Source organism: Diaphorobacter sp. LR2014-1 (assembly GCF_002916785.1).
Taxonomy (GTDB): domain Bacteria; phylum Pseudomonadota; class Gammaproteobacteria; order Burkholderiales; family Burkholderiaceae_C; genus Diaphorobacter; species Diaphorobacter nitroreducens.
The window spans coordinates 1-20,093 of sequence record NZ_MTBE01000047.1; the positions used below are offsets into that span (position 1 = coordinate 1).

The following is a 20,093-nucleotide window of genomic DNA, read 5'->3' on the forward strand; positions in this document are numbered from 1 at the left end:
TAAGGATGCCCTGAATAACTCGAATGCGTAAGTGCTACAAGGTCACCGGTTTCAGATAGTGCGATGGATGGCGTTTAGCCTGGGTCTTCGCACCACTTTCCACGCCCTTGCGGGCCATCTGCACCGCCTTTGCGGCCATTTGCCTGATTTCAGGGGCACTCATCCCTGCGCCTCCAGCAATTGATGGCGCACCATCCAAAGATTGGACAGCGCAAACAGCGTCTTGAGCTGCAACGTGTTCTTCTTCAATCCCCGGTAGCGCACCTTGGTGTATCCAAACTGTCGTTTGATCACCCTGAAGGGATGCTCCACCTTGGCACGGATGCTCGCCTTGATCTTCTCCACTTGGTCTATCAGCGCGTCAACGGGGTTGTTCTCTTTGTCCAGCGCTCTGCGTTTGCCTGGGCGCATCGCGATGTGCCACCGCACTGCCTCCTTGGCATCCGGGCGCTTGTCGATACCTTGGTAGCCCGCATCACCAAACCCGTCTGTCTCCTGCCCGTGCAGCAAGCTGTTGCCCTCTACAACGTCGGCCACGTTACCCGAGGTGCCTATGACGGTATGCACGAGTCCCGAGTCCGCATCCACGCCGATATGGGCCTTCATGCCAAAGTGCCATTCGTTGCCCTTTTGGCTCGAATGCATCTCTGGATCGCGCTTTCTGTCCTTGTTCTTGGTAGAGCTAGGCGCTGCGATCAGTGTGGCATCGACCGCAGTGCCTGCCTTGAGCAGCAAGCCCTGGGCTGCCAGAAGCTCGTTGACAGTGGCCAGAATCTGCTCGGCCAGCTTGTGTTTCTCCAGCCGATGACGAAACCTCAGGATGGTGCTCTCGTCAGGCACCCTCCCATGGGCATCAAGACTTGCAAACTCCCGGTAGATCGGGGTGTCAAAGAAGGCCTCTTCCATCGCCAGATCTGACAGGGTGAACCACTGCTGCATGCAGTGGATGCGCAGCATGGTCTCCAGGGCAAAGGGTGGGCGGCCGTTCTTGCCTTCGGGGTAATAGGGCGCAATGAGTTCGACCAGAGCAGCCCAGGGAACCACCAAATCCATCTGGATCAGCAGTTCTTGCTTGCGGGTCTTTTTGGTGCTCAGGTTCAGGTCAAGGCTGCTTTGCTTCATGGGCGGGGAGGATGCCATGACTTCCTGGCTTCTAGCAGACTGCGTTCGGGGTTTTGCAGGATTTCCCTAACCTGTTGATTTTCCGGTGGTTTTGGCTGGATATGACGCAACATGAATTGTTGCAATGGAGCGGGCGATGGGAACATCACGCCGCACTCAACCCGTTGATTGATAACGAGTTCCTTCCGTTGACGCTACGGAATTAGGCCAGATTATGTACCGGACGTACCGCGTCGGCAACCAGATCCTATCCGCATTTGTCTGCTGACATTCACGGTCAGTCATCAACGCGCGCTCCATGCAGACGTGTTTCATTCTATCGTTTGATGTATAAGATCAACGAAATCAAGGAACATCTTTGGGGCAATGGAAAGATCCTCACATGCCCAGCGGGCTCTTGCCCTGCTCCACAAGCAGGGCTTCCTGCGCACCCGCGACTTGGACACCATCGGCGCGCCGCGGGTGGTGCTGACACGTCTGTCCACTTCCGGGCAGTTGGAGCGTGTCGGGCGCGGCCTCTACCGTTTGCCAGGCAACCCCATCTCCGAGAAGGAGGACCTCGCCTCGATTGCAGTCAAGGTTCCCAAAGCCGTGTTCTGCTTGCTGACGGCACTCCAGTTCCACGAACTGACCACGCAACTGCCACGCCAGGTTTGGATTGCCATGCCTCGTGGCAGCCACACCCCACGTATCGAGCACCCGCCGATCAAGATGGTGCAGATGGCGGGTGATGCCTATGCCTTGGGCATTGATGAGCACGAACGCGATGGCGCGAGACTGCGGATCTACAGTGCCGCCAAAACCGTGGCGGACTGCTTCAAGCACCGCAACCAGATCGGCCTGGACGTGGCCATTGAGGCGCTGAAGGCTGCCTGGAAGACACGCAAGGCTTCAGCCGATGACCTATGGCGCCATGCCAAGGTCTGCCGGGTCGCAAATGTAATGCGTCCTTACCTGGAGGCGGTTTCGCATGAGTGACCACGCCGCCTTGATTCGCGCTTTCCGGGCAAGCCGATCCGTGCATTCGGATCGAGACGTCGTTGTCAACGAACGGCACGGATAAGGCAGCCCATCATGGCACTCGACCACCTCACACTCACCACATACCGCGATCGGCATCCTGCATGGCGATTGCTGGCCTCGCCACATGCGCCATTGGTAGCAAGCTTCCTATACCGGGTGTTCGTTGCACCGAACGTGCGGCTGACGAGCGAAGCGGATCTGGCCGAAATGCTGGAAGACGAGCTGTTTGCGCTGCGCGAACAGCTCGGTGTCGAGGTGTATCCGAAAACCGCAACCGAATACCTGAATGACTGGTGCGCGCCGGACAAGGGCTGGCTGCGCAAGTTCTACAAGCCCGGCACCGACGAGGCCCAGTTCGATCTCACCCCTGCCACGGAAAAGGCCATCGCCTGGCTGGTGTCGCTGACCGAACGGCCTTTCGTCGGTACGGAATCGCGCCTGCTGACCATGTTCGCGCTGCTGGAGCAGATCAGCACTGGAAGCGAGGCCGATCCAGCCAGGCGCCTGGAGGAGCTGCATCGAAAGCGCAACGAGATCGATGCCGAAATCGGCCGCGTCCTGTCCGGCGATGTGCCGCTCATGGATGACACGGCCATCAAAGATCGCTTCCTGCAATTCCAGCAATTGGCGCGCGAACTGCTGAGCGATTTCCGCCAGGTAGAACACAACTTCCGCCAACTCGACCGCAGCGTCCGCGAGAAGATCGCGTTGTGGGACGGCAGCAAGGGGGCTTTACTCGACGAAGTCATGGGCGAGCGCGACGCCATCGGGGATTCCGACCAGGGGCGCAGCTTCCGTGCATTCTGGGATTTCCTGATGTCCAGCCGTCGCCAGGAAGAACTGTCCACACGGCTCGACCAGATCCTCGATCTGCCCGCCGTGGCTGCGCTCAAGCCGGAGCCGCGCACCCGCCGGGTGCACCACGATTGGCTGGAAGCGGGCGAACATACCCAACGCATGGTGGCGCAGTTGTCGCAGCAACTGCGCCGCTTCCTGGATGACCGGGCCTTCCAGGAAAACCGTCGCATCCTCGAACTGTTGCGCAGCATTGAGACCAAGGCGCTTGCATTGCGCGACATGCCACCGACCGGCGAAGTGATGCTCCTCGACGAGATGGGCGCGGACATCGCCTTGCCGCAGGAACGCCCCCTGTTTGCGCTCCATGCCAAGCCACGCCTGGCGGAACTGATACTTGAATCCGGCGAGGACGACGACATCGACACCACACGCCTGTTCGACCAGCACGTCGTGGACAAGACCCGCCTGCGTGAGGCCCTGCGGCAGGCATTGCGCCAGCAGTCGCAGATCAGCTTGCGCGCGCTGCTGGAGACGCAACCGCTGCAACAGGGATTGGCCGAACTGGTCACCTGGCTGGAACTGGCCCACGCGGGCAGCCGCGGGCTGGATGGCCTCAGAGCCACGGTGGATGACGATGTGCAGGAGATCATCGAATGGGCCGTGCAGGACGCGCCTGGCTCAACGGTACGACGGCGGGTGCGAATGCCCCGCGTGATTTTTACGCGTTGAATGCAAGCTGCGACGGATAGAGCGGAGACCCATGAACGATATGCACCAGGATGATCCAGAAGGCGGCACCGAGTCGCGCCCGCCCGTTGTAGCGGAACTCTCGCAACTGATGGTGCATTTGCTCAAAGGCGTGTTGTACTGTCAGGACGACGAGCGCCTATGGGCCAGCCTGTTGAGCCTGCAAGCGCGGGTGCGGGAGCAGGCGGCGGTGTTGTTGCTGGATCTGGTACTGGACGAAGCCGAGGGGTACGCCTTCTTCAAAAGCCAGCCGGAGCCGGAGGACGTGGACGCCACACCCCGTCCGCCGCGCCTGATCGCGCGACGGCCGCTGTCCTACCCGGTCAGCCTGATGCTGGCCTTGCTGCGCAAGCGCCTGGCTGAAGCCGACGCCGGCGGCGGCGATACCCGGCTGGTGCTGTCGCGCGAGGAGATCGCCGAACTGATGCGCGTGTTTCTGCCGGACGGCACCAACGAGGCGCGCCTCGTCGACCAAGTGGATTCGACCATCACCAAGGTGGTGGAACTGGGCTATCTGCGCAAGCTCAAGCCCGTTGCCGGCGCAGCTCAGCAGGCACCTCGCTACGAGGTGCGGCGCATCCTCAAGGCGTTCGTCGATGCACAGTGGCTGGCCGACTTCGATGCGCGCCTGGAGGGCTATCGCACCGCATTGTCAGGTGCCGATCGCGACAAGGAAGCTGGCCGATGAACGATTTTTCGCCACAGGAGCTCGATTTCGTGGCCGACGACAGCCGCGTCGGCTTTCGCCTGCAGCGGCTGGAAGTTCTGAACTGGGGCACATTCGACCGGCGCGTCTGGCGCTATGAACTCGATGGGCGTAACGGCCTGCTCACTGGCGACATCGGTTCGGGCAAATCCACCCTGGTCGATGCCGTCACCACGCTGCTGGTGCCAGCGCAACGCATCGCCTACAACAAGGCCGCAGGCGCCGAGACGCGTGAGCGATCACTGCGGTCCTACGTGCTGGGCCATTACAAGAGCGAGCGCAACGAAACCACCGGCAGCGCCCGCCCGGTGGCGTTACGCGACACCACTAGCTACAGCGTGATCCTGGGTGTCTTCCGTAACGAAGGCTACGGCCAGGCGGTCACGTTGGCGCAAGTCTTCTGGTTTCGCGAACCACAGGGCCAGCCCGCGCGCTTGTTCGTGACTGTAGAGCGGGAACTGTCCATCACCGAGCACTTTTCCGGATTCGGCAGCGACATCAACGGCCTGCGCAAGAAGCTGCGCGCGATGAGCTGCGAACTGAATGACAGCTTCCCGCCCTACGGCGCCTGGTTCCGCCGCCGCTTCGGCATCGAGCACGAGCAGGCGCTGGAGCTGTTCCATCAGACGGTTTCCATGAAATCGGTTGGCAATCTGACCGATTTCGTGCGCAGCCATATGCTCGAACCGTTCGACGTGGGGGGGCGCATCGAGGCACTGCTCGGCCATTTCGATGACCTCGACCGCGCCCACCAGTCGGTACTCAAGGCCAAGCGCCAGATCGAGTTGTTGACTCCGCTGGTGGAGGATGGCCTTCGCCACGGGCAAATCGCCGCCGAGATCCAGGCGCTGCGCGAAGGACGCGATGCGTTACGCCCGTACTTCGCCGGCTTGAAGGCAGCACTGCTGGAGAGGCGCCTGGAGTTGTTGACTCAGGATGCGACGCGCTGGGATGCCCGCATCAAGCAACTGGGAGAGCAACGAGACAACGCCCGAATCGAGCAGGGGAAGCTCGAAGGCGCACTGCGCGAGAACGGCGGCGACCGGCTGCAACAACTCGCTGCCGCCATTCAGCAGCATGAGGCAGAGAAACAGCAACGGCAGGAGAAAGCGGACGCCTACACCACGCTATTGACGCGCATTGGAGAAGCAGCGCCGGGAGACGAAGCTGCTTTCATGACACAAAGATCCACCATCGGAGAACACGCCGAAGCGCTGCGCACAAGCATTGCGGACCACGATACGCAGATCAATGAAGACGGATATGCGCTGCGGCGGGGTCAGGAAGAACACAAAGCGCTCAGCGACGAGATCGACAGCCTTGCGCGTCGAAAAAGCAATATCGATGCGGCCCAGGTACGCATCCGCGACGCATTGTGCGCCGCCTTGTCCATCGCCGAGGAAGACCTGCCCTTTGCCGGTGAACTGATCCAGGTGCGTGAGGACGAGCGCGACTGGGAGGGCGCGGCCGAACGCCTGCTGCATGGCTTCGGCCTGTCCCTGCTGGTGCCGGATGCGCACTACAAGGACGTGGCCGATTGGGTGGAACGCCAGCACCTGGGCACGCGGCTGGTGTACTTCCACGTACGTGCGCGCAAGCCCACCCAGGCCATCAGCCTGCATCCCCAATCGCTGGTGCGCAAGCTGCTCATCAAGCCCGACACGCCGCACTACGACTGGCTGGAACGCGAACTGCACCACCGCTTCGACCTGGCCTGCTGCGACAGCACCGAGCAATTCCGCCGCGAGACCCGCGCCATCACCCGCGCCGGGCAGATAAAGGACCCGAGCGGACGCCACGAAAAGGACGACCGCCGCCGCATCGACGACCGCAGTCGCTATGTGCTGGGCTGGAGTAACGCCGACAAGCTGCGCACCTTGCGTGACGAACGCGAGAGCCTGGAACAGCGACTGGGCGACATTGGTCTGCGCATTGCCAACACACAGCGATTGCGCGGGCAATGCCAGGCGCAACTGGAAGCTTTGGCCAAGCTCGAAGTCTTCACCCGCTACAGCGAGATCGACTGGCAGGCACCGGCGCGCGAGATTGCTCGGCTGATCGATGAACGCGACCGCCTCAAGGCGGCCTCCGATACCCTGCGGGAACTGGAAAGCCAATTAGCGCAGGTCGTTGAGCGCCTGAAGGAGATCGAAGGCGATCTTGGCGAGGCACAAGGCAAACGCGGAGAAACCCGCAGCAAGCACGAAACTGCCCAGGCACAGCATGCGCAGGCTCTCGAAATCCAAGCGCAAGCCGCACTCGACGATGTGTTGCTGCACTCTCTTGAGGGATGGCGCGCCGAAGTCCTGGGCGACCACCAGCTCTCGGTGGAATCCTGCGACAACCGCGAACAGGACGTGCGCAACGGCTTGCAGGCGCGCATCGATGCCGAAGACAAGCGTCTCTCGCGCCTGACCGAGCGCATCATCAACGCCATGCGCGGTTTCAAGGAGGCCTTCAAGGCAGAGACCGCCGAGATCGACATCAGCCTGGCCGCGTTGCCCGAGTTCGAGCGCTTGATGAAGGATCTGCAGCACGACGACCTGCCGCGCTTCGAAGCGCGTTTCAAGGAGCTGCTCAACGTCAATACCATCAACGAGATCGCCAACTTCAACGCCCAGCTCGCGCGCGAGCGGGAAACGATCAAGGAGCGGGTCGATGTCATCAACCAATCCTTGCAGGTGATCGACTACAACCCCGGACGCTACATCCGGTTGCTGGCGCAGCCCAGCCCCGATGCGGAGATCCGCGACTTCCTGCAGGATCTGCGTGCCTGCACCGAAGGCGCGCTGAGCGGCTCGGAAGACGAACAGTATTCGGAGACCAAGTTCCTGCAGGTCAAGGCCATCATCGACCGCTTCCGGGGGCGTGAGGGCCTGGCCGAGATCGACCGGCGTTGGATGCAGAAGGTGACCGACGTGCGCAACGGCTTCCTGTTTTCCGCCAGCGAGCGCTGGCGCGAAGACGATGCCGAACACGAGCACTACTCCGACTCCGGCGGCAAATCCGGCGGGCAGAAGGAAAAGCTGGCCTATACCGTGCTGGCCGCCAGCCTGGCCTACCAGTTCGGCCTGGAATGGGGTGCGGTGCGCTCGCGCTCATTCCGTTTTGTCGTGATCGACGAAGCCTTCGGGCGCGGCTCGGACGAATCGGCCCAGTATGGGCTGGAACTGTTCCGCCAGCTTAACCTGCAACTGCTGATCATTACGCCGCTGCAAAAGATCCACATCATTGAGCCCTACGTGTCTAGCGTCGGCTTCGTGCACAACGAAGGCGGCCGCGAGTCGCGGCTGCGCAGTCTGAGCATTGAGGAATACCGGGCACAGAAGGCTGCTGCCACGGGAGGCGCTGTATGACATGGAGCCAGCCCGCCGACCTTCGTGCGCAGGTCGAGCGGCTGTGGCAGCGCGGCGAGTTGCTGCGTGCCGTGGTCGGCGACGGCACGCTGGGCTGGCCGTTGCGGCTGTCGCTAAAGTCGCCGTCCACCGCCGACCTCAGCAACCGTTTCGATGCCGTGCGCGGCTGGGTGCGCGACATCAGCGCCACGCCATGCGTGCGCATTGAATGGCGCGAGTGGACGCACCGGGTGCAGGGCCGGCAGCGCCTGCCGGACACGCTCTGGATCGATATGCTGGAAGACGCGCTGGCGATGATCGGCAAGACAGGCGATGCCCACCGGTTCCAGGCGCTCTGGCAGCACACTGCCGAAGCGCAACCCGCCCTGCTGCCGTGGCTGCACAGATCGCCGCTGCAGACCTTGGCGCTGGCCGAACACTGGCCACGCCTGCTGGCCGTGGTGGCCTGGGTGCAAGCCCATCCGCGCCCCGGCGTCTATCTTCGGCAGGTCGACGCGCCGGGCGTGGACAGCAAGTTCATCGAAGCCCATCGCGGTACGCTGGCTCAGTGGCTAGATCTGGCTTTGCCGCCGGAAGCCATCGACCACGCTGCGGCCGGGATGGCGGGGTTTGCCCGTCGCTACGGCTTTCTCGGCAAGCCCGTCCGCATCCGCCTGCGCTTGCTCGATCCGCAACTGCCCCAGCTTCCCGGCTGCACGGGACTGACCGACATCACCCTGGATGAGGACAGCTTCGCCACGCTCACCTTGCCTGCGCAGCGTGTTTTCATCACCGAAAACGAGGTGAACTTCCTGGCATTCCCACCGGTCTCCAGTGCCATCGTCGTGTTCGGTGCCGGCTATGGCTGGGGAGCGCTCGCCCGAGCCAACTGGCTGCATCGCGCCTCTCTGCACTATTGGGGAGACATCGATACCCATGGCTTTGCCATTCTGGACAGCCTGCGAAAGTATTTCCCGCTAGCCGCTTCGTTCCTCATGGACCGCTCTACCCTGATGGCCCACGCACCTCAATGGGGTGAGGAGCCCCTCGACAAACGCCATACGCTGCCCTTGTCCCGACTGATCGATGAGGAAGCCGCTCTCTACGACGACTTGCGTAATGACCGAATCCGGCCACAGCTGCGGCTGGAACAGGAACGCATCGGCTATCGCTCGCTATGCGCGGCGTTGGCGACAACAGTTCAAGATGATTCTCGGCCGTAGCGGTATGTCCTGCCGATGTCGTCAGGGCGTGGTCGATTCGACGAACGCCGGCTCGAAATCCAGCAGGTCGGTACCGCGCATGCCCAATCCCCGGGCCAATGCACGCCAGCCCGCCACGGCCTGGGCCACTTCGCTCCAGATCGCCTGCGCTTGCGCAGCATCCAGCCTGAAATACGACGCGGTGGCCATCAGCATGTCACGGCTGTCGATAACGCCTGTGTCCTCGCTCAGCCAGGTCTTGCTCTCGCGCCGGTCGCCCGGCATCGGGTTCAGGTCGAAGGCCGGCGACAGGCGCCAGCCGCGCTGGCGCGCGTCGTACAGGAAGCCGGTATTGCGCAGATGGTCGTCGGTATTGCAGACCAGGAAGTTGAAGGCCAGACGGCGCCACAGTTCATGGATGTCGGCGATCGGATCGGCGCCCGACTGCAGCAGCACATCCACCAGTTCGGTGTAGGCATGCGTCGCGTCGCGACCATCGGACTGGAGCATCGTCGCGGCCGACACGTAAGGGATGCGGCCGCCATCATCGGTGCGGTCGAAACGCCGGATGACGGCGACCGCCGTGCCGCCGATCACTTCCGCGCGGGCCGGCGCCACGCGGATGCCGGCCTTGGCCGCCAGTTGCATGGCCAGCACTTCGCCCCGGATCACGTCGCGCCGGTCCGCCTGGCTGGGAAACTTGCCGACCGCCAGGCGTCCATCGGTGTCCCGCACCGTGGACTTCGGCCTGGCACCACCCAGTGACGTGCCTTGCCCCAGCAGGTAGTGCAGGTCCTGCGCGCTTTCCGTTCCGTCTTCCAGGGCGCGGGCCGCGTGGAGCACCTTCTTCAGTTCCACCAGGGGCGGTACCTGCCGGTTCGCGCCTCCGGCGCGCAGGTAGGCGCCAGAGTGCGGATCGAACAGGCGCAGCGCGCCGACGCGCGCCTCGTCATCCACCCACATCACGAAGTCCACCGGGTCCAATGCAGGCGTGTCGCGGTCTTCCTGTCGCAGCTTCGCATGGGCGCGTCGGATCACACGCTCGCCCCAGGCGTCGGGCGCGGTGTCCTCCAGCGCGAGGAAGAACACTTGCCGGGGATGCTGCACGCCGGCCACCGGCTGGAGGTCGGGCGACAGCGTGAAGAACCGGGCATCCCGCAGCCAGCCTTCGTCGTAGCTGAACGCGCTGCGCCGGCCGCTGCCAAGATGCAGGCGCCCCACGACCAAGCCACTCGCGCCCAGGTGGACTTCGAGGTCCGGACGTCGTGTGGGCCGAGGCGTTGCCATCAGAAGCCCTCCAAGTCATCGGCAGGCGTGCGCGCATCGCCTTTGTCAACGACGGATGCTGCCTGCCGCTTCCTGCCGGCAGAGGTGCGTACCCGCTGCGGCAGCTGCTCACGCACCAGTTCCATGCCGAGCGCATCGTTCTCCAGGGTCATCGCCTGGGCCAGGTCATCAAGCCGGCCCAGCACGTGCAGCGCGCGCAGGAAGGTGTGCAGCGCGGTGCCGGGATAGCCATCTTCCATGCGCCTGACGGTGCTCAAGGACGTGCCGATGCGCTGCGCAAGGTCTTCCTGGCTCAGGCGGCGCATGCGCCTCGCCGCCGAGATGTCCTGCCCCAGGCGGCGCAGCGCACGCGCAACAGGCTGCGGCATCGCCACTTGCGCACCAGAGCGCTTTTGCTCGGAAGAAGACATTTTTTATAGCCTCAAATATGAGCTTATTTTATATATAAGCGTTCATATTTGAACCCAAAAATGGCAAGCAGTCAACCCAATACGTGCCTACCCCTTGCAGTTCTGGTGACCGCGCTGCGCCATTGCGAGCGGCCCTGAACGGCTCTTTCGCACGAATGAGAGAAACGGGGCGTCATGCTTTGTCGATCTGGAGGTAGACCCCTCGGGTCTTGCGCGAAACCTCGTCGCTCCTTGTCGAAGCGGCATCGCCACGCCTGTTCTGGCCCGAACTGCGTCTTCTGATAGACCGTCGTTGTTTTGCACGCCGGTAACGCCCAGGCTTGAACGCAAGAAGACCGAATCCGTCTTTCGCCGCGATGGCGTCTGTAGCAAAACCTCACTACCAAGCCTCCCCGTCATAGGCGAGAAACATTTTGAAGCATGCCGCCACGCGGGGGCTCGGTGTCGGTGGACAAGGTGCCACATCGACTGGGGGGCTGGGGTGAGCATTGCAGCCATTCGCGGTCACTACAACCTTTCCACAAGCCAAGTCGCCACCGCTCCGCGCCGCGAAGGTGTGGATGGCGTCGACCAGACCACGAGAAAAGCCGATGTCCTGAACCCGTTCACCAGGGAGTAGCCCATGAGAAAGTCATCTTCTTCCGGCGCCCAAGCCAAGGTCTTCTATCGTCCGATCGAGGCGGCCATCCAGTGGGCGGGACTGTCACGCTTCGAGCGCCGCATCCTCGATGTCGCCAAGGGGATGAACCGCTTGCCGGAGCACCCCGAACTGGCGCGCTGGCCACAGCTTCGCCTGAACGCGGAACGGATCTACGACGCACTGTTGCATCTCGACCTTCCCTACGGCAAGGATGGCATCACGAGCAACGACCCCGCCTTGCTCGATGACCCCGGCCTCACGATCCGCCACGTCGATCTGAAGGCCTGGATGATCCGCTTCTATCCCGACCAGCGACCGGCCTTCCTGTTCGATGCCTTCGAGCGTCACCTGCATCCGGCCGTCAGTGTCGAAGCCGTGCAGGCACTGGTCATGGATCGCGAGGCGCTCAAGCTCCAGCTTGCCGACAGGGTGCAAGCCTGGGATGCGCTCTATGCCCAGTTCCAGACGCTCAGCCAGGAGCACCAGGCGCGCACGGAGCGCGAGAAGCGGTCCGGGATGCCGGGCGCCCGCAGTGAGTCCACCTACCTGAACATCGTTGGCGGTCTTCTGACCCTGCTGCTGGGCAAGTCGCCCAATGGCGTTCCCTATTCGTCCTTCGAGACGCTGGAATCGGTCATCAGTGCGCTGGTTGCCCACTACGGCGACAAGTCTGGGATCAGCGAGCGAACGCTGTGGGCGAAGTTCTCGGCAGCCAAGCGTCATCTCGCCACCCAGGACCGCTGACTGCAAGTGCAGACGGCGCGCCTGCACTTGCGGTGACTGCGCGGGAACCGCGCTATTGAATACGAGGCACTTCCATCACCGCCGCTACACAGCGCCAAGGAGTGTCCCTCGTGACTGCCCAGACCATCGCCACCGCGACGCCGAACGAACACCGCATCCTGCGCCGCGCGGAAGTCGAGGCCAAGACCGGCTTCAAACGCGCCCACATCTACAACCTGATCAAGGTGGGCAAGTTTCCCAAGCCCCTGCGCCTCGGGGTACGCGCCATCGGCTGGGATTCGGTGGAGATCGATCAGTGGATCACCGATCGACTCAGGGAACGGGCGTGAGCCCGCGCTGCGCCGGAATCCCTTCCACGAGGAGTCGCGCCATGCAGGTGGTATCCATCATTTCGACCAAGGGTGGCGTCGGCAAGACGACCACCGCGGCGAACCTGGGCGGCTTCATCGCCGATGCGGGACTGCGCGTGCTGCTGCTGGACCTGGACGTACAACCCACCTTGTCGAGCTACTTCACGCTCGGCACGCATGCGCCTGCCGGCATCTACGAGATGCTGGCCTTCAACGAGCAGCGTATCGAGCAATTGGCTTCGCAGACCGCTGTGGCGGGTCTCGACCTGGTGGTGTCGAATGACCACCGCGGCGAACTGAACACACTGCTGCTGCACGCACCCGACGGTCGGCTACGCCTGCGTCACCTGCTTCCCGCGCTGGCGTCGCACTATGACCTGCTGCTGATCGATACCCAGGGAGCGCGCAGTGTGCTGCTGGAGATGGCGGTACTGGCCTCCAGCCTGGCGCTGTCACCGGTGACGCCGGAAATCCTGGCGGCGCGCGAGCTGAGGCGCGGCACGCTGCAACTGATCGAGGACATCGCTCCGTATCGGCACTTCGGCATCGAGCCACCGCCACTGCGCTTGCTCATCAACCGTGTGCATCCGGTTTCGTCGAACGCCCGACTGATCCAGCAGGCCCTGCGACAAGTGTTCCAGGCGCACGCTGGCATACAGGTCCTGAACACCGACGTCCCGGCCATCGAAGCCTACCCACGTGCCGCAACACGGGGACTGCCAGTGCATCGCGTCGAGTACCGGCAGCCGGTGGGCCGCACTGCACCTGCGGCGTTGGAGACGATGCGTGCGCTGGCTGGCGAGCTGTTCCCGGCATGGCGGGAGCGCTTTGCGTGCGTTACCGGCAGAGGCCGCGCAGGGGGAGCCAGTCATGGCGAACGCGCATGAACTGGCCCGCGGCCATGCGCGACTGCGTGCGCTGATCGAGTTCGCGCTGGGCGAAGGTTGGCACGTGAAACGCACGCGCGGCGGGCACCTGATGTTCACCAAGCCCGGCTGCGCCGCGATCTATACCAGCTCGACTGCGAGCGATCACCGCGCTAGTCGAAACGCACGCGCGCAGCTTCGCCGCGCCGATCGACAGGCACTGACGGCATCTCGGGAGAGCAGCGATGGCTGATCCGACGCCGCAGGACATGGCCGCCAAGCTGCTGGCCAAGGGCTTCGAACGCAACGGTCCTTCGGCCGCGGCGTTGACCGACCCCATCGCCGACACACCGATGGTGGTGACGCTGGACGAGCTGCGTCCCTATGAACATGACCCACGCGTGACGCGCAACCCGGCCTATGAGGAAATCAAAACCTCTATCCGCGAGCGCGGGCTGGACGCACCGCCCGCGATCACGCGCCGGCCGGGCGAGGCGCACTACATCATCAGGAACGGTGGTAATACGCGGCTCGCCATCCTGCGCGAATTGTGGAGCGAGACCAAGGAGGAACGCTTCTTCCGCATTGCGTGCCTGTTCCGCCCGTGGCCGGCGCGCGGCGAAATCGTGGCGCTGACCGGGCATCTGGCCGAGAACGAGCTGCGCGGCGGGCTGACCTTCATCGAGCGGGCCTTGGGCATCGAGAAGGCGCGCGAGTTCTACGAGCAGGAAAGCGGCCAGGCGCTGTCGCAGAGCGAACTCGCGCGGCGGCTGACTGCCGACGGCTATCCGGTGCCGCAGTCACACATCAGCCGCATGAACGATGCGGTGCGCTATCTGCTGCCGGCGATCCCGACGCTGTTGTACGGCGGATTGGGCCGGCATCAGGTGGACCGGCTCGCAGTGCTGCGCAAGGCGTGCGAGCGCACCTGGGAGCGGCGTGCGCTGGGCCGGCCGCTGACCGTGGACTTCGCTTCGCTGTTTCAGGATGTGCTGTCGCAGTTCGACACGCGGCCGGAGGGCTTCTCGCCCCAGCGCGTGCAGGACGAACTGGTGGGTCAGATGGCCGAGCTGCTGGAAGCGGACTACGACACGCTGGCATTGGAGGTCGATGACAGCGAAAGCCGTCAGCGAGCATTGACCAGCGAGCCGGCCGCGCCGAACCCGGCAACGCCTGTCGCACCTGCGGCGCCAGCCATCACGCCGCAACTGCCGCCCGCGGCGCCAACGCCACGGGACACCTCGCCCGTCGCGCCACCGGCAGAGACACCCTCGGCACCACCTGCCGCTGCACCAAACGCCCGGGACGGGCAGCGCGACGAGCGCCTGCAGGGGCACATCGTGACGCCGGCCCCGACCACCGAGCGCCTGCAGTCCATCCAGCGGATGGTCGCGGATCAGCTCGGCGACAAGCTACCCGACTTTGAGGCAGATGCGCTGCGTGCGATCCCGGTGCAGGTTGGCGGGCTCTTTCCCATCTCGGATGTCTGGTACATCGAGCCGGGCCTGGACGTGCCGGATCGCCTGCGCGTGCATATCGCGCAGTTCGCTCGCGAGATCGCGGGGGAAGCGGCGGTGGCCGACCACATCGAAGCCAGCGATGGCGGCATCGGCTTCGTCTGCGTGACGCCGGCCGTGGGCCAGGCGAAGGCGCTGCCGGCGTTCGCGCGTGCGATGCTGACCCTGCTGCACGCGCTGAGCACCGCGCCGGCACCCGCGACCGGGCTGGACAGCGCGCGGCTGGCCGATGACCTTGGGCCGCTGCTGCATGGTCACGGCGGCTTGGTCACGCGCCTGAGCGATGCCGGGCTGGTGAAGCTGTTCCGTCTGCTGCGCCTGGCGCGCCGGTTGCTGGACCTGCAAGCCGGCGAAGCGGGCCAGGCATCCTGAGCGCGCAGGAGGCTCCCGCATGTCGGCACCGCACCCGCTCAACCAGGCCGTGATCGCCCAGGCGCTGCATGACCTGCGCAACGGGCAGTTGCGCCGCTGCAAGGCGATGGGCTTCGGCGAGGAGGAGCTGGATGCGCTAAAGCACCCCGAACTCGTGAGCATGCTGGTGAATGCCACGGTGTCGTGGTGCTCGGTGTCGGTGAACCGGGAAGTGTTGAAGCGGCTGCTGAGCCAGGTGCACGACGTGGAGCGGGAGATCGCCACGGTGGACCGCATGCTGCGCCTGGGAGCGAGCACGGAGATGGTCAGCAAGTTCTACGGCCTCACGCATCAAGAAGTGGCGCTGCGCCGCGACATCCTCGGACTGCCCAAGCGCAAGGGCCGGCATCCGGTGCTCGACGAGGCGCAGGACGTGGCCCTGTGGGAACGCTGGAAGGCCGGCATCACGGAGCGGCACATCGCACTGAACGACGACATGGCGATGCTGGCGCTGACCATGGACCTGGCCGAGGCCATGACCCTGCCCATGTCGGTGATCTGGTCGGCGATACGGAACTGGGTCGACCAGGGGCTGGTGTAGGTCATGATGACGGGCGACGCTCCAAGGCGTGATGGCCCGGTTGCGCTGTCGGCGTTGTTCGACGAGGCACTGCGGCACCTTGAGCCGAAGGAACCGGCGCAGGGCATGGCGGCGAGCCAGGACGGCTTTCTCTACAGCGGCAACCGGCACGAGAGCGTGCCGCGCGCGCTGTTCCTCGACCGGCGCCTGACGCCGCTGGAGCGCAATGCCTGGCAGGTGTTCCGCCTGCAGCTCAACGACGACGGCGTGACCGCCTTTCCCACCTACGACCAACTCCGCCCCTATCTGGCGTCCATGCCCTGTGCGGCGCAAGCCTCGCACGAGACCGTGGCGCGCGCCTTGACGCTGCTGCGGCTGACGCGCTGGCTCAGCCTGGTGCGGCGGCGGCGCGATCCCAAGACCGGCCGCATCCAGGGGAACCTCTACGTGCTGCACGACGAACCGCTGTCGCCCTTCGAGGCGATGCAGCTCGACCCCGACTATCTGGGCCTGGTGAGCCAAGCGCTCGCGCACGCGGCGAAGGCGGTGCAGGTCGTGGGCATGAACACGCTGCGGGAGATCGCTGAAGACCCGCTGCTCAGCGGGCGCACACTGCCGACCCGCTTGCAGGTGCTCGCGCAGCGCATGGTGCGGCATGGCTGGACGACGCCAGGTTATCCACAGGAGGGTGCGGACCACGAATCCGAAGAAGGCCAGGAAGCCCTGCTTCGGAATGGCGCACGCCCGTCTTCGGAATCCGAAGCAGGGCCGAAACCCGCGCCGGACGGCTCTCTTCGGATTCCGAAGGAGGACCGTACAGTACGTAATGATCGTACAAATGAAGTACGTACAGTACCGCGCGCGAGGGCCTTGCAGAACCTGCGGCTGCCGGAGCGTTTCCTGCGCTTGAAGGACGAACAGCAGGCCGGCGCGCTGGTGGCGCTGCAGCAGGTGGACGAAGCGCAGCGGCAGGCCGTGCTCGACGAGTGGGAGGCACGCTGCCGCAACAGCGCTGTGCGCAATCCGGCCGGATATCTGTTCGGCATCATCCAGAAAGCACTGCGCGGGGAGTTCAAGGCCTGGGCCGGAGAAAGTGCATCGGCACCGCCAGCGCCCCCGCCACCTGCGCCATCGTCACCGCCGGCATCCCGTGCGGCCGACCCCGAGGTGGCACGTGCCTACCTGGCGCAGCTCCGAGAAGCCTTGCGTGATCGCTGATGTTGACTATCCCCAGGGGATAGCTGGAACAGACATCTTTCCGCAGCGCGCGATTGTCGCCCGCCGAATGACAGGCGAAACTGTCGCCTTTGAATCAGACGCGGACTGCCACGCACGAGCCCGGCCGACGACGGACATGACGACTTCCCCAGCCACAAACGCACTGCAACCACTACAGCGAGACGTTCAGCGCTTGCTGGGCAGATGCCTGTTGCGCCTTCAACAATACGAGCGCCTCATGAAAGCCATCGTGGCCCACCACGAGATTTCAGGCCCGGCGCATTCGCTGGAGGCCATTCGCACAGCGCGGATCGAAGATGCCGCGACCAAGACCCTGGGCACGTTGGTCGGACAACTGTTTGGTTCGTATGTCGTCACCGATAGAAATAGCGGCGAGGAGCGCGACGACGATCTTCCCGGCGACGTGATTTCCTTTCGCACGCGCGTGCAACTGAGCCTGTCTGCGCAGGACTACGCGAAAACCCAGGCCGACCTCAAAGACCTGGTATCGCTGCGCAACACCCTGGTGCACCACTTCATCGACCAGCACGATCTATGGACCGTGGACGGGTGTCGCGCTGCACAGGACGAACTCGGTTCCGCCTACACGCGCATCGATCAACACTTTGAGCAGCTGCGCGGCTGGGCCGAGCACATGGATCAGGCGCGGCGCCTGGCAGCGGAGTTCGTCCAGTCGGATGTGTTCCACGACCTGGTGGTCAATGGCATCGCGCCGGACGGCACGGTGGACTGGCCGGCCGCCGGCATCGTTCGCGCGCTGCGCGAGGCCGCCGCGCAGTTGGCCGTCGAGGGCTGGACACCGATTGCCGCCGCTGGCCGGTGGATCGCGGACCAGCATCCCGAGCAGCTTCCAGCCAAGTACGGCTGCAGCAGTTGGCGGCAGGTGGTGCACGAGTGCCGCCTGTTCGAGCTTCGCTACCGTGAGGTGGAGGGGCAACGGGCCGCCTGGTACAGACCTCGCGAGGCATAGGCCCACAACGCGGCCCCAAGTTCGCGCGAGTCGCGAACAAGTCCGCCGCGCTATCCCCAGGGGATAGGCAGCACCCACAGCCTTCCGCGCGGAACAAACCGGGCGCGCATGGGCTGCGGTTTGTTGACTGACGGTCTTCCGGCTGGTGCCGATGCTGGCGACTCGTTCCCTTACCGCGAGTCGTCACTCATGGCCAATGAACCCCTGCAATTGAATCTCGGGGCGCTGCGTAGCGCGATGTCGCTGACGCTGCACACGCACCACGCCTCCCGCATCTGGCATGGCCGCGCACCGTCAGAAGGACGCGCCGGCATCATCGGCCTCAACGGCTTCATCAGCGTGATGAACAAGATGAAGCGCGGCGCCGAGCAAGACGACCCGTACTCGGACTGGTGGATGCTTCGGGTCGAAGACAAGCTCGCCGACACCAAGACCCGCCTGCAGACCCTGCGCGAACAGGTGGTCCAGGCCCTCGCCGATGTACCTGCGGCGTTGTCGCTGGGCGAGAACATGAACGTGCAGCCGGTCAAGCTGCCGCTGTTCGTCAATGCGCAGCTCGGTTTCATGGCGGTGTACCTGCTGGCCGATTACGACGACCTGGCGCGAAAGCTGATCCTCGCCCACCACACCGCGCTGATCGACCGCAGCACCTTGGAGCGCTGGCTCAACGATGGCGCGCACGCGCTGCGCAGCCTGTTCTCGCTGGCCCAACAGTATCGCTACTCGGGCACGACGCGCGACGACTTCGCGGCAAAGAATGCCGCGGCGCATGCGGCGCTGGAAAAGTTTGGCGAGCTGCCGCAGGACGTGCTGGAAGGCACGCGCCGTTCGCGCTTTGCACCACCCATCGCGCGCCGCACAGGCAAGCCAGGCACACCGGCTGCTGCACCGGCCGCTGATGCTGCTGCTCCGGCCACCAAGGATCGCGCAGCCGATGCCGCGTTGGATGATGAGGATGCCAGCACATGACGGCATCGACCCCGGCCAGCCGACCAGTACGCTTCACGTCGCTGGAACAGGCGGACTTCCAACGTCTGGAACACGCCGGCTACCTAAAAGGCCTTTTACAGCCCTTTAACAGGCCGTTGAAAAATCCCCCGCCGACGCCCGCGTTGGCCGCTACGATCTGAAGCCATCGGTGAACGACCCAGACGAGGACGATGAGAGGCAGTCAAGATTTCCAGGGGGCGATGTTCAGCTACATCAGCCTTGAAGAGCGCGTGCCGCAGGCACACCCGCTGCGCAAGTTGCGCGCGGTGGTTGATGCGCTGCTGGCAACCATGAACCGCGAGTTCGAAGCGGTGTACGCCCGCCGTGGCCGCCCATCGGTGCCACCGGAGATGCTGCTCAAGGCCTTGCTGCTGCAGATCCTGTTCTCCATCCGCAGCGAGCGCCAGTTGGTCGAAGCGATCAACTACAACCTGCTGTACCGCTGGTTCGTGGGCCTGAACATCGAAGACAAGGTCTGGGACCACTCCACTTTCAGCGCCAACCGCGAACGTCTGTTCAACGAAGACCTCGCCCGCGCCTTCTTCGAGCGCGTCAAGCTCAGTGCCCAGTGGGGCAAGCTCGCCAGCGACGAGCACTTCAGCGTGGACGGCACGCTCATTGACGCCTGGGCCTCGCACAAGAGCTTCAAGCGCAAAGACGACGACAGCGGCACGCCGCCTGGGCGCAACCCCGAGGTGGACTTCAAGGGGCAGGAGCGCTGCAACGACACCCACGAGAGCACCACGGACGCCGATGCCCGGCTGTTCAAGAAGAGCCAGGGCGACAAATCCCGCCTGTGCCACATGGGGCACATCCTCATGGAGAACCGCAACGGGCTGATCGTGGATGTCGAGATCACCCACGCCAGCGGCACGGCCGAGCGCGAGGCGGCGCTGGCCATGTTGGAGCGTCGGGGCAACAGGAACAAACGGGCCACGGTCGGTGCCGACAAGGGCTACGACAGCAAGGCCTTCATCAAAGGCTGCAGAAAGCTCAAAGTCACGCCCCACGTGGCGGCCAAGGACAAACACTCGGCGGTGGATGCGCGAGTGACACGGCACGAGGGCTACAAGACCAGCCTGAAGGTGCGCAAGCGCATCGAAGAGGCCTTTGGCTGGATCAAGACCGTCGGTGGTCTGGCAAAGACCAAGCTGATCGGTCAGGCCAAGCTCACGGGCCAGGCGCTGCTGTGCTTTGCCACCTACAACCTTGTGCG

Annotated in this window: 19 protein-coding genes and 1 pseudogene; 16 read left to right on the plus strand and 4 right to left on the minus strand. The window is 64.2% G+C overall.

Annotated elements, in window-relative coordinates; genetic code table 11:
• Positions 1-34: 34 nt before the first annotated feature.
• Together BV908_RS22925 and BV908_RS20005 are read right to left on the minus strand one after the other, a co-directional pair.
• Positions 35-163, minus strand: coding sequence for a hypothetical protein (locus BV908_RS22925; protein WP_255352815.1), 129 nt, complete (start codon positions 161-163; stop codon positions 35-37).
• Positions 160-1,122 carry an IS5 family transposase gene (locus tag BV908_RS20005; protein ID WP_103737652.1) on the minus strand — a complete coding sequence of 321 codons (963 nt, stop codon included), beginning with the start codon at positions 1,120-1,122 and terminating at the stop codon, positions 160-162. The genes BV908_RS22925 and BV908_RS20005 overlap by 4 nt, the downstream gene beginning before the upstream one ends.
• Positions 1,123-1,488: 366 nt before the next feature.
• Between BV908_RS20005 and BV908_RS20010 the strand changes: the two genes are divergently transcribed.
• The 5 genes from BV908_RS20010 to BV908_RS20030 all read left to right on the plus strand — a co-directional run bounded on the left by BV908_RS20010 (position 1,489) and on the right by BV908_RS20030 (position 8,954).
• Positions 1,489-2,100, plus strand: a complete 612-nt coding sequence (locus tag BV908_RS20010) for a type IV toxin-antitoxin system AbiEi family antitoxin domain-containing protein (RefSeq protein WP_034038001.1) — start codon at positions 1,489-1,491, stop codon at positions 2,098-2,100.
• A gap of 96 nt (positions 2,101-2,196) precedes the next feature.
• Positions 2,197-3,672, plus strand: a complete 1,476-nt coding sequence (locus BV908_RS20015; protein ID WP_103739039.1) for a DUF3375 domain-containing protein — start codon at positions 2,197-2,199, stop codon at positions 3,670-3,672.
• Between the two features lie 31 nt (positions 3,673-3,703).
• Positions 3,704-4,378 carry a DUF4194 domain-containing protein gene (locus BV908_RS20020; RefSeq protein ID WP_103739040.1) on the plus strand — a complete coding sequence of 225 codons (675 nt, stop codon included), beginning with the start codon at positions 3,704-3,706 and terminating at the stop codon, positions 4,376-4,378.
• On the plus strand, positions 4,375-7,752 hold the full coding sequence (locus BV908_RS20025; protein ID WP_103739041.1) for an ATP-binding protein: 3,378 nt from the start codon (positions 4,375-4,377) through the stop codon (positions 7,750-7,752). The genes BV908_RS20020 and BV908_RS20025 overlap by 4 nt, the downstream gene beginning before the upstream one ends.
• The gene (locus BV908_RS20030) at positions 7,749-8,954 is read left to right on the plus strand and encodes a DUF3322 domain-containing protein (protein WP_103739042.1); all 1,206 of its coding nucleotides are present in this window, start codon (positions 7,749-7,751) and stop codon (positions 8,952-8,954) included. Before BV908_RS20025 ends, BV908_RS20030 begins: the two co-directional genes overlap by 4 nt.
• Before the next feature lie 21 nt (positions 8,955-8,975).
• On the opposite strand, the gene BV908_RS20035 is transcribed toward BV908_RS20030, so the two are convergent.
• Positions 8,976-10,220 (minus strand): type II toxin-antitoxin system HipA family toxin, encoded by a 1,245-nt coding sequence (locus BV908_RS20035; protein WP_103739043.1) that lies wholly within the window; start codon positions 10,218-10,220, stop codon positions 8,976-8,978.
• On the minus strand, positions 10,220-10,630 hold the full coding sequence (locus tag BV908_RS20040; protein WP_034038013.1) for a helix-turn-helix domain-containing protein: 411 nt from the start codon (positions 10,628-10,630) through the stop codon (positions 10,220-10,222). The genes BV908_RS20035 and BV908_RS20040 overlap by 1 nt, the downstream gene beginning before the upstream one ends.
• Positions 10,631-11,252: 622 nt before the next feature.
• Between BV908_RS20040 and BV908_RS20045 the strand changes: the two genes are divergently transcribed.
• The 11 genes and pseudogenes from BV908_RS20045 to BV908_RS20095 all read left to right on the plus strand — a co-directional run.
• Positions 11,253-12,014 (plus strand): hypothetical protein, encoded by a 762-nt coding sequence (locus tag BV908_RS20045; protein WP_103739044.1) that lies wholly within the window; start codon positions 11,253-11,255, stop codon positions 12,012-12,014.
• 110 nt (positions 12,015-12,124) lie between these two features.
• A complete protein-coding gene (locus BV908_RS20050; protein WP_041104370.1) occupies positions 12,125-12,343 on the plus strand; it encodes an AlpA family transcriptional regulator in 219 nt (72 codons plus the stop codon).
• Between the two features lie 41 nt (positions 12,344-12,384).
• The gene (locus BV908_RS20055; RefSeq protein WP_103739045.1) at positions 12,385-13,251 is read left to right on the plus strand and encodes a ParA family protein; all 867 of its coding nucleotides are present in this window, start codon (positions 12,385-12,387) and stop codon (positions 13,249-13,251) included.
• Positions 13,235-13,483 carry a hypothetical protein gene (locus BV908_RS20060; protein ID WP_009618214.1) on the plus strand — a complete coding sequence of 83 codons (249 nt, stop codon included), beginning with the start codon at positions 13,235-13,237 and terminating at the stop codon, positions 13,481-13,483. The genes BV908_RS20055 and BV908_RS20060 overlap by 17 nt, the downstream gene beginning before the upstream one ends.
• Entirely contained in the window at positions 13,476-15,119 is a 1,644-nt protein-coding gene (locus BV908_RS20065; protein ID WP_103739046.1) for a ParB family protein, read from the plus strand. The genes BV908_RS20060 and BV908_RS20065 overlap by 8 nt, the downstream gene beginning before the upstream one ends.
• A gap of 19 nt (positions 15,120-15,138) precedes the next feature.
• On the plus strand, positions 15,139-15,699 hold the full coding sequence (locus BV908_RS20070) for a DUF2857 domain-containing protein (RefSeq protein WP_010792177.1): 561 nt from the start codon (positions 15,139-15,141) through the stop codon (positions 15,697-15,699).
• Positions 15,700-15,702: 3 nt separating this feature from the next.
• On the plus strand, positions 15,703-16,896 hold the full coding sequence (locus BV908_RS20075) for an STY4528 family pathogenicity island replication protein (protein ID WP_034038045.1): 1,194 nt from the start codon (positions 15,703-15,705) through the stop codon (positions 16,894-16,896).
• Between the two features lie 238 nt (positions 16,897-17,134).
• Positions 17,135-17,887 (plus strand): OST-HTH/LOTUS domain-containing protein, encoded by a 753-nt coding sequence (locus tag BV908_RS20080; protein WP_172751414.1) that lies wholly within the window; start codon positions 17,135-17,137, stop codon positions 17,885-17,887.
• 189 nt (positions 17,888-18,076) lie between these two features.
• Positions 18,077-18,856 carry a PFL_4669 family integrating conjugative element protein gene (locus BV908_RS20085; protein ID WP_103739048.1) on the plus strand — a complete coding sequence of 260 codons (780 nt, stop codon included), beginning with the start codon at positions 18,077-18,079 and terminating at the stop codon, positions 18,854-18,856.
• Positions 18,853-18,963: pseudogene (locus BV908_RS20090) on the plus strand (DUF3158 family protein); the annotation flags it as partial. The gene BV908_RS20085 and the pseudogene BV908_RS20090, both read left to right, overlap by 4 nt.
• 84 nt (positions 18,964-19,047) lie before the next feature.
• Positions 19,048-20,093, plus strand: a 1,046-nt coding sequence (locus BV908_RS20095; RefSeq protein WP_103738593.1) for an IS5-like element ISDisp1 family transposase, incomplete at its 3' end; no start/stop codon positions are given.

Excerpts from the sequence above, each read along its gene's own strand:
- BV908_RS22925 (WP_255352815.1), bottom strand. The coding sequence starts at position 163 with ATGAGTGCCCCTGAAATCAGGCAAATGGCCGCAAAGGCGGTGCAGATG.
- BV908_RS20005 (WP_103737652.1), bottom strand. The coding sequence starts at position 1,122 with ATGAAGCAAAGCAGCCTTGACCTGAACCTGAGCACCAAAAAGACCCGC.
- BV908_RS20010 (WP_034038001.1), top strand. The coding sequence starts at position 1,489 with ATGGAAAGATCCTCACATGCCCAGCGGGCTCTTGCCCTGCTCCACAAG.
- BV908_RS20015 (WP_103739039.1), top strand. The coding sequence starts at position 2,197 with ATGGCACTCGACCACCTCACACTCACCACATACCGCGATCGGCATCCT.
- BV908_RS20020 (WP_103739040.1), top strand. The coding sequence starts at position 3,704 with ATGAACGATATGCACCAGGATGATCCAGAAGGCGGCACCGAGTCGCGC.
- BV908_RS20025 (WP_103739041.1), top strand. The coding sequence starts at position 4,375 with ATGAACGATTTTTCGCCACAGGAGCTCGATTTCGTGGCCGACGACAGC.
- BV908_RS20030 (WP_103739042.1), top strand. The coding sequence starts at position 7,749 with ATGACATGGAGCCAGCCCGCCGACCTTCGTGCGCAGGTCGAGCGGCTG.
- BV908_RS20035 (WP_103739043.1), bottom strand. The coding sequence starts at position 10,220 with ATGGCAACGCCTCGGCCCACACGACGTCCGGACCTCGAAGTCCACCTG.
- BV908_RS20040 (WP_034038013.1), bottom strand. The coding sequence starts at position 10,630 with ATGTCTTCTTCCGAGCAAAAGCGCTCTGGTGCGCAAGTGGCGATGCCG.
- BV908_RS20045 (WP_103739044.1), top strand. The coding sequence starts at position 11,253 with ATGAGAAAGTCATCTTCTTCCGGCGCCCAAGCCAAGGTCTTCTATCGT.
- BV908_RS20055 (WP_103739045.1), top strand. The coding sequence starts at position 12,385 with ATGCAGGTGGTATCCATCATTTCGACCAAGGGTGGCGTCGGCAAGACG.
- BV908_RS20060 (WP_009618214.1), top strand. The coding sequence starts at position 13,235 with ATGGCGAACGCGCATGAACTGGCCCGCGGCCATGCGCGACTGCGTGCG.
- BV908_RS20065 (WP_103739046.1), top strand. The coding sequence starts at position 13,476 with ATGGCTGATCCGACGCCGCAGGACATGGCCGCCAAGCTGCTGGCCAAG.
- BV908_RS20070 (WP_010792177.1), top strand. The coding sequence starts at position 15,139 with ATGTCGGCACCGCACCCGCTCAACCAGGCCGTGATCGCCCAGGCGCTG.
- BV908_RS20075 (WP_034038045.1), top strand. The coding sequence starts at position 15,703 with ATGATGACGGGCGACGCTCCAAGGCGTGATGGCCCGGTTGCGCTGTCG.
- BV908_RS20080 (WP_172751414.1), top strand. The coding sequence starts at position 17,135 with ATGAAAGCCATCGTGGCCCACCACGAGATTTCAGGCCCGGCGCATTCG.
- BV908_RS20085 (WP_103739048.1), top strand. The coding sequence starts at position 18,077 with ATGGCCAATGAACCCCTGCAATTGAATCTCGGGGCGCTGCGTAGCGCG.